The organism is Oligoflexus sp. (assembly GCF_035638955.1).
Lineage (GTDB): Bacteria > Bdellovibrionota_B > Oligoflexia > Oligoflexales > Oligoflexaceae > Oligoflexus.
In genome coordinates, this window is record NZ_DASQYZ010000001.1 from 1 (window position 1) to 3,216 (window position 3,216).

At 44.9% G+C, this 3,216-nt stretch carries 1 protein-coding gene; it reads left to right on the top strand.

Features of this window, described 5'->3' with window-relative positions; translation table 11 throughout:
• A partial coding sequence (locus VE954_RS00005; protein ID WP_324948326.1) for a 7TM diverse intracellular signaling domain-containing protein occupies positions 1-2,712 on the top strand: 2,712 nt, incomplete at its 5' end.
• Positions 2,713-3,216: the final 504 nt, after the last annotated feature.

The following is a 3,216-nucleotide window of genomic DNA, read 5'->3' on the forward strand; positions in this document are numbered from 1 at the left end:
TTTGTCCCCGTGCGGGCATTTGGAGAACCCCTGGTCGCACTTAGGGAAGAAAAGGCTGAGTATTTACTTGGAAAGTATCTAAGGTATATAGAGGATCAAGACGGTAGCCTAACTTTTTCAGAAATCAGGTCAGATGAATTCGCGAACAAGTGGACTGAAAGTAAATCGGACACTCCAAACTTTGGGTATTCGAAATCAGTTTTTTGGATTCGAATCGACCTCGTAAGCGAAGACCGGGAAAAAACTTCATGGGTTTTGGAGTATTCCTACTCTCAGATCGATTTTCTTGACATATATTTCCTTAATAAAGACGAAGTCGTTTATGAAAATAAGGCCGGCGATCTTGAACGTTTTTCCAAAAGACCAATCAAAAACAGAAATTTCGCATATCCTTTTAGCATGACACGAGGCGAACCGCTAACGGTTTATATGCGGGTACAAAGTCAGGGAAGTATTGTCATCCCTGTTTCAATTTACTCGCCAGCGCGGTTTACTGAAAAGAATGGTGATGAATCGTATGGCCTCGGGATTTTCTTCGGGTCGATTTTTGGCATGATCCTATACAACCTGTTTCTTTACTTTAAGATCAGACACAAATCATACCTGTACTATATCACCTATATTGGATTTCACTGCCTATTTGTCCTCTCTGTAAATGGATTTTCCTATCAATATCTCTGGCCGAATTTCCCTGAAATAAACAACGTGGCTATACCCTTATTTGTTGCCACCGCGGCACTGGGTCTTTGCCTTTTTGCAATAGATTTTTTAAAACTCAAAGAAAACTCGCCTTTTTTAAAAAAAGTTGTATCAGCAATTTTAGTTTGGAGCATAGCAGCCGCTATCTTGTCGTTTCTGGTTCCTTTTCGCATCTCTGTGAGACTCATTGCTATCCTCCCACCTGTGCTTCTGATAGCAACGATAGCCGCAAGTATTCGTTGCTATATCAAAGGCTATAGACCCGCACGCTACTTTCTCCTGGCATTTGTCGTTTTCATGATAGGATCCTTGCTCTATTCTCTTAAAACCTTAGGCGTTATACCCGCCAACATCATCACAGAATATGGTATGCAGATTGGATCTGCACTGGAAGTCGTTCTCCTGTCATTTGCTCTTGGCGACAGAATTCGACAGGAACAGAAACAGGCACAACAAGAAATCAAACAGCTAAACGAAGGACTCGAGAGAAAGGTCATTGAGAAAACTCATGAAATTCGCTCTCTTCTGGATCACATCCCTCAGGGGGTATGTTCTATAGAAACTGGTGCTGTGCTAGCCAAGGACTATTCTGCTCATCTTGCGGATATACTCGGAACCGATTCCATCTCTGGAAAAAATATCGAACAGCTCATTTTGAGTAACTCGAGTTTCACCATCGATGAAAAAGATCAGGTCATGCAAATCATCAATTCTGTTATCGGCGAGGATGCACTAAATTTTGAGCTCAACTGTGGCAATTTACCTACCGAAATCTGCTACACACCTGGTTCCGAGGATAAGTATCTGAAAGCCACGTGGAACGTTGAAGTCACTGCAGACAATCGTGTCCAAAGAATCCTGCTGACACTTCTCGATGTATCCAATGAAAGGGTGCTGGAGCAGAAGAACAAAGAGCAGGCTCAACTGCTTGAGCTTGTCAAAGAACTGATCGACATTACAGCTCAACGTGCAGCTCAGTTTTTTGCCACTGGGCTCCCGCTCCTGCAGGAAAACCAGCGCATCATCGACAACGCTGAACTTGATCTCCCAACACTCCGACTTCTCTTTGTTAACGCTCACACAGTAAAGGGTGCCGCACGCACTCTCCAGCTGAAGTCACTCGCTGCGGCGATACATAAGGCTGAAGACTCTCTTTCAGCCAGGATTAAGGGCGCCGCGATCAGTAAGAATATTCTTAGTCAGGAAAACAAAAAAGGGATCGATGTTTTCAACTCATACATCTATGTAAACCGCGAAAAATTAAACCGGTCCGAGGATCTCACCAAGATAACCATTAATCGGGAGTTTATTGAGGGCCAGTACTTTATCATTAAGGATCTGGTGGAATCGTCCAACCCAACCATCCATCAGCTCATTCGTGGCATCAAAGCCCACAGTGATGTCTTGATAGAAATGATATTTGAACATTTGGATGTCATTATGGACGGCTATCGGGAACGCGCGGGCAAGATTGCTCGTGATATTGGCAAGCCCGAACCCAATCTGGTTTTGGATGTTGTCCCTGTCCATGTTAACTCAGAAAATAAGGTACTGATTGAAAAATGCATGGTCCATATTCTTCGGAATGCTTTGGATCATGGACTGGAAAATGCCGAGGTGAGACGTCAGAAAATAAAACCCGAAAACGGAACAATCCATATTAAGGCCTCAGTCATAAATGGCTTTCTGCAGTTCACCATCTTTGATGATGGCCAGGGTCTAGCCATTGGAAAATTGCGAAAGATAGGACTACAATCAGGTAATCTGCAGGCAGAGGCGCGACTTGAGGAAATCGCTGAGATGATATTCCAATCAGGGGTAAGTACATCCACCAATGTCAGTAATATCTCCGGGCGGGGCGTTGGTATGTGCGCAGTCCGACAGTTTGCAGAGGATGCCGGAGGAAGCTGCGAAATTAAGTTAGGCAGTGAAAAAAGCGAACCGGGTTTCTATGAATTCGAACTCGTCCTCCGCGTCCCGCAGCAACAATATGAAATGGTCGGAGCGGCTTGAACCAGGGCCCCGGATAGCGCCGGTACTTTCCGGCAGATGGTCAGGATTCCTTAAAAAACCCACCATTTGTCCTGGAAGACGTGTCCATGAAGGACTGCGCAGCTTTGCATAAAAACATCCAATATAGCTCCTAACTTTGCTGTGCTCAGCTGAGCAAAAAACCTCGGCACCGATCGGAAATTATGCGCGGCTCTGGGAGCGGTTTATGCAGCTGGTCGAAAACGATTGTTTTGGCCGTCCATTATGTGGATATTCCGAGCCAAGGTTTCACCCGATTCCGATTCAAGGGTTCCAGGTGATTCCGAACTAAAAGTTCACCCGATTCCGAGTGAACGCTTCACCTGATTCCGCGTGAAAGTTTCACCGGTAGATGTCACAAAAGATGTCGTTTCCTGATATAAAACCATCATGGAGGATTATCATGGCAGCTACAGCTTATTCCCCAGAGTTTAAAGAGCGTGCAGTTCAGGCATTCATGTCTAGAGGCGCACGATCAACCAGAGA